The sequence below is a fragment of the Parolsenella sp. genome, from assembly GCF_982402205.1.
On the sequence record NZ_CEVYAT010000117.1, the window covers coordinates 1 to 5,154 of the forward strand.

Genomic DNA, 5,154 nt, shown 5'->3' on the forward strand with positions numbered 1-5,154 from the left:
GGGCACGCGAGCGTGAGGGTCTCCGGCAGGGGAGGCTGGGTCTCGGACATCTACTGGGCCAACCTCTTCCCGGCCCTTCTGCTCATCGCCTACGGCCTCGTCGTGGTGTGGAGCGCGTCGCTCTCCAACGCCAACGCCTCCATCACGAGGCAGGCGGTGGGAGCCGTGCTGGGACTTGCCGTGGCTGGCGTCATCTGGCACTGGGACTACCGCTCTCTCTCCAACATGTCAACGTGGCTGCTCGTCATCGACGTGCTGCTCATGGTGTCTCCGCGCATACCGGGGCTTGCGAGCGCGGCTAACGGCATGACGGGCTGGGTCAAGCTTGGCCCCCTGCGCTTCCAGCCCTCGGAGATTGGCAAGCTCGTCACGATCTTCCTCATGGCGTCACTGTGCGCCCAGTACAACGGCCGCATCAAGGAGCTGCGCGACTACGTCAAGCTCTGCGCTACGCTGCTTGTGCCCTTCGCGGCCATCATGCTGCAGCCAGACCTCGGCACTGGCCTCATCCTTCTCGTCACGGGCGCGGCTATCATCATCTGCGCGGGCGCGCGCAGGGACTGGGTGCTCATTACCATCGCGATGCTCATCGTGGGGTGTGCCCTCATCGTCTACTTCTCAATCAACTACCAGTTCCCGCTCAAGCAGTACCAGCTCAACCGTCTTCTGGTCTTTGCCGACTCAAGCCTCGAGAACACCAGCGCGGGCTACAACCTGCAGCAGGCAAAGATCGCGGTAGGCTCCGGCGGCCTCTTTGGCAAGGGCATAGGTGCCGCCACCCAGTCTGCCGGCGGCTTTCTGCCCGAGAACCACACCGACTTCATCTTCGCACGCCTTGCCGAGGAGTTTGGCTTTGCGGGTGCGATGCTGCTTTTTGCCCTCTACGCCTGGCTCATCTTCTCCGCCCTGCGCCTTGCCATGAAGATCGAGGCCCCCTTTGCCAAGCTCGTGCTCGCCGGCGTCGTGGCCATGTGGAGCTACCAGCTGCTGCAGAACGTCGGCATGTGCATCGGTATCATGCCCATCACGGGCATCCCCCTGCCGTTCATCTCCTACGGCGCCACCTCGATGGTCGTGCAGATCGCGAGCGTTGGCATCGTCCAGTCCGTCTACGCCCACCGCACCAAGTCCGCCTAGGGAAAGGGGTGGCCATGGCATCCGTGAGAGACATCCCCTTCGATGCCGCGCGCCAGGTCGTCGATGGCGTGCGCGCCTCCTCGGTCGCGCGCCGCTCGTGCGTCCGCATTGCCATAGAGGTCGAGAAGGGCGCGCCCGCGGCGCTTGTGCGCGCCGTCAAGGAGGCGTTCGTGCCCCAGACGGCCACCGGCCTCGTCCACGTCGCCGCGTTTGCCGCCGGCACGCAGGTGCGCGTCAACCCCGACTGCGACCTCGCCATCGTCCTGGCCGGCACCACCGGAGCCGCGACCGCGGCCGCCCGCGCCTTCGCCAGCGCGGCCGTGCCCTGCGCCATCGTGGTCGAGACGAGCGTCGAGGTCCCGGTGCACGAGCAGCCGGTCGGCGTCGAGGTCGTCGCCGCGGCAGACGACGCGGTGCTGCTCGACAAGCTGGCCGCGTGGATGGCGGGCGCCTGCCACGCAGACGTGGCGCTGGGCACCAACTTTCCCTTTGCGCGCCGTGCCATCGCTGAGCGGTGCGCGTCCGAGCGTTCCACCAAGAACGCCGTCATAGGGCTGCTTCCGTTTGGCTCCTCGGCAGACCTGCCCGTCATGGCCGCCAACGAGGCGCTCATGGCCATCGACATCGCCGGCGTCTATGGCCAGGGTGCCGGAGTTGCCCGCTTTGCCGAGGTTGCCTGCGTCGTTGGGGCTGCCTTTGCCTCCCGCGAGGCGGCCCGCAGGCTCTCCCGCTCGCTTCCTGGGCTTGGAGCTGCTGTGAAGGCCGGCGTCGCCTACGGGGCCACCTTGGCGATGGGGCGCGCCCTGGTGCTAAGATTCGAAATGCCGAATGCATGGAAACATCGCAATTAGCGGGGTTTTCTCCGTTGACGAACCACAACCGCTAGCGTAATATTTCCAGCTGTTGCACTTACCACAGCAATGAAGGGTTCACACATGTACGCAATCATCACGACTGGTGGCAAGCAGTACAAGGTTGCCAAGGGCGACGTCTTCGACGTCGAGAAGCTCGACGTGCAGCCTGGCGACGAGGTCAAGCTCGACGTTCTGATGCTCAACGACGGCAAGCAGGTTGTTGTCGACGCTGACACGCTTGCCAAGAAGAAGGTCACCTGCAAGGTCGTCGACCAGCACAAGGGTGAGAAGCAGATCGTCTTCAAGTTCCAGAAGCGCAAGCGCCACTCTGTCAAGAAGGGTCACCGTCAGAACCTCACGCGCCTCGAGGTTTCCGGCATGCCCCGCATCACCTCCACGGCCAAGAAGGCCGCCACGACCGAGGCTGCCGCCGAGTAGGCACCTCACCCAGAGCAGATAGATAGGCAGGTACCAGATATGGCACACAAGAAGGGTCAGGCTAGCTCCCGTAACGGTCGTGACTCCGCGGCTCAGCGCCTCGGCACGAAGGTTTTCGGCGGCCAGTCCATCAAGACCGGTCAGATCATCGTTCGTCAGCGCGGCACCCACATCACGCCGGGCGAGAACGTGGGCCGCGGCAAGGACGACACCCTGTTCGCCCTGTGCGACGGCACGGTTGAGTTCGTGAAGGGCGCCAAGCACCGCGTGCACGTGCGTCCGGCGCAGGAGGCTTAAGGGCTTCCGCGCACCCTTTTGGGTATTGTCAGGACCCTCGGCCCATCCGCTGGCCGGGGGTCCTTTTTCGTACGCTCGAGAAGGATAACCATCATGTCTCAGTTCACTGACATCTCTCGAATCAACGTCAAGGGCGGCGACGGCGGTGCGGGATGCACGTCGTTCCGCCGCGAGGCCTTCGTGCCCAAGGGAGGCCCCGACGGCGGCGACGGCGGGCGCGGTGGCAATGTCGTTCTCGAGTGCGACCCGCAGCTCTCCTCGCTTATCGACTACCGCTTCAAGCACCACTTCCGCGCCGAGCGCGGCACGCACGGCCAGGGCGCGCGCAAGCACGGCCGAGACGGCGAGGACCTCGTGCTCAAGGTGCCCTGCGGCACCGTCGTCTCCGAGCTTGACCCCGAGACCATGGAGCCCCTCTACCAGATCGCCGACCTCACGCACCCCGGCGAGCGCGTCATCGTGGGCCCCGGCGGCACGGGCGGCAAGGGCAACATCCACTTCGTGACCTCGGTGCGCCGCGCCCCAGCCTTCTCCGAGAAGGGCGAACCAGCCTTCGAGCACTGGATCGAGCTCGAGATGAAGCTCATGGCAGACGCGGCCCTCGTGGGCATGCCGAGCGTGGGCAAGTCCTCGCTCATCGCCCGCATGAGCGCCGCGCGGCCCAAGATCGCCGACTACCCGTTCACCACGCTCGTGCCCAACCTGGGCGTTGTGCGCGCCGGGCACGCCGGCTCCTTCGTCGCCGCCGATGTCCCCGGTCTCATCGAGGGGGCGAGCGAGGGCAAGGGCCTCGGCCACGAGTTCCTGCGTCACATCGAGCGAACCGCCCTCATCATGCACGTGGTCGACCTCACGGGCGGCTACGAGGGCCGCAACGCCGTCGAGGACTACGACACCATCAATCATGAGCTCGCGGCCTATGCGCCCGAGCTTGCCGAGCGCCCGCAGGTGGTCGTCGCCAACAAGTGCGACATGCCGGGCACGAGCGAGGCCCTCGAGGTCCTGCGCCAGCGAGCCGCAGCCGACGGCCACGCGTTCTTTGCCGTCTCGGCCGTGACGGGCGCCGGCGTCGAGTCTCTTGAAGCGGCCTGCGCCGAGATGGTCTCGAAGCTTCGCGCCGAGCGCGAGCTCGACGAGGAGCCCCTGCGCAACGAGGAGTGGGAGCAGCGCCGCGTGCGCCGCGACGCCCGCATCCAGATCGCCAACCTCGGCGGTGGCGTCTGGCGCGTCTCGGGCAACGCCATCGAGCGCATGGTCATCAAGACCGACTGGGAGAACGAGGAGGCCGTGGCCTACCTCCAGCACCGTTTCGACCGCATGGGCCTCGACAAGATGCTCGCCAAGGCCGGCTGCGTCACGGGTGACACCGTGCGCATCCTGGGCTACGACCTCGACTACAAGGGCGAGGACGAGGAGGACATGTATGCCGAGCTCACCGAGGACGAGCCCATCCTCACCGTGGGCGAGCTCTTCGACGAGTTCGAGGACGAAGCCACCGGCGGTGCCGAGGCTCCCGAGGACGCGAGCGACGCGTCAGGAGTCGAGGGCTGCGCTGTTGCCGAGACGGCCAGGGAGGACCAGTGAGCGGGCGCCTGATCGTTTTCAAGGTGGGCTCCTCGACCCTCGTGGACGAGGCGGGCGAGCTCGACCTTGGCTTCGTGGCCTCGATGTGCGCGCAGATCGCCGAGCTCAGGCGTAGGGGAGACCGCGTCGTGCTCGTCTCGAGCGGTGCCGCCGCGGTGGGACGCTCGCTTCTGGGCTTTGACGCCCGCCCCAGCGACATCCCCACGTTGCAGGCCTGTGCCGCCGCCGGCCAGGCCAAGCTCATCGAGCGCTACGCGGAGGTCCTTGCAGACGACGGCCTGTCGTGTGCCCAGGTGCTGCTCACGCGCGGCGACGTCGTCGACCGCACGGGATACCTCAACGCGCGCACCACCTTTGAGCGCCTGCTCGAGCTGGGCGTCGTGCCCATCGTGAACGAGAACGACACGGTGAGCGTGCGCGAGTTCTCCTTTGGCGACAACGACATGCTGGGTGCCATCGTGGCCTCGCTCATCGACGCCGACCTCTACGTCATCCTGTCGGACATCGACGGCCTTTACACCGCCAACCCCGACTCCGACCCCAGCGCCAGCCTCATCGAGCGCGTCGAGCGCGTCGACGCCCGCATCGCGCACAGCATCAAAGATGAGCTGTTCGGGGGTCTGCTCGTACATCTTATCGGGCCGTTGCGCACGCGAAGGCTTGCGACGCTTGCGAGCCGGCCTGGAATCCCGAGCCTCAGGGTGGGCGGCACGCTCTTCCCCATCCCCCTGCGCAACAGACGCCTCGTCGGCGGCATCAAATGCACGACCGGCTTCGGAGCGGTCCGCCGACGTGGCGTCAGCCTGCGCCCCATTGATGGTTTCGACGACAGCCGCATCAACCG

6 protein-coding genes are annotated in these 5,154 nt (G+C 66.5%); all 6 read left to right on the forward strand.

Features of this window, described 5'->3' with window-relative positions; translation table 11 throughout:
- A partial coding sequence (locus AC1VTH_RS06480; protein WP_481335354.1) for an FtsW/RodA/SpoVE family cell cycle protein occupies positions 1-1,137 on the forward strand: 1,137 nt, incomplete at its 5' end.
- A gap of 14 nt (positions 1,138-1,151) precedes the next feature.
- Entirely contained in the window at positions 1,152-1,988 is an 837-nt protein-coding gene (locus tag AC1VTH_RS06485) for a hypothetical protein (RefSeq protein WP_481335355.1), read from the forward strand.
- Between the two features lie 84 nt (positions 1,989-2,072).
- A complete protein-coding gene (gene rplU / locus AC1VTH_RS06490; RefSeq protein WP_293672983.1) occupies positions 2,073-2,429 on the forward strand; it encodes a 50S ribosomal protein L21 in 357 nt (118 codons plus the stop codon).
- Positions 2,430-2,468: 39 nt separating this feature from the next.
- On the forward strand, positions 2,469-2,726 hold the full coding sequence (gene rpmA, locus AC1VTH_RS06495; protein ID WP_293672982.1) for a 50S ribosomal protein L27: 258 nt from the start codon (positions 2,469-2,471) through the stop codon (positions 2,724-2,726).
- A gap of 93 nt (positions 2,727-2,819) precedes the next feature.
- On the forward strand, positions 2,820-4,310 hold the full coding sequence (gene obgE / locus AC1VTH_RS06500) for a GTPase ObgE (protein WP_481335356.1): 1,491 nt from the start codon (positions 2,820-2,822) through the stop codon (positions 4,308-4,310).
- A partial coding sequence (proB, locus tag AC1VTH_RS06505; protein ID WP_481335357.1) for a glutamate 5-kinase occupies positions 4,307-5,154 on the forward strand: 848 nt, incomplete at its 3' end. The genes obgE and proB, both read left to right, overlap by 4 nt.

Coding starts and splice junctions, on each gene's coding strand:
- obgE (WP_481335356.1), top strand. CDS start 2,820: ATGTCTCAGTTCACTGACATCTCTCGAATCAACGTCAAGGGCGGCGAC.
- rpmA (WP_293672982.1), top strand. CDS start 2,469: ATGGCACACAAGAAGGGTCAGGCTAGCTCCCGTAACGGTCGTGACTCC.
- AC1VTH_RS06485 (WP_481335355.1), top strand. CDS start 1,152: ATGGCATCCGTGAGAGACATCCCCTTCGATGCCGCGCGCCAGGTCGTC.
- rplU (WP_293672983.1), top strand. CDS start 2,073: ATGTACGCAATCATCACGACTGGTGGCAAGCAGTACAAGGTTGCCAAG.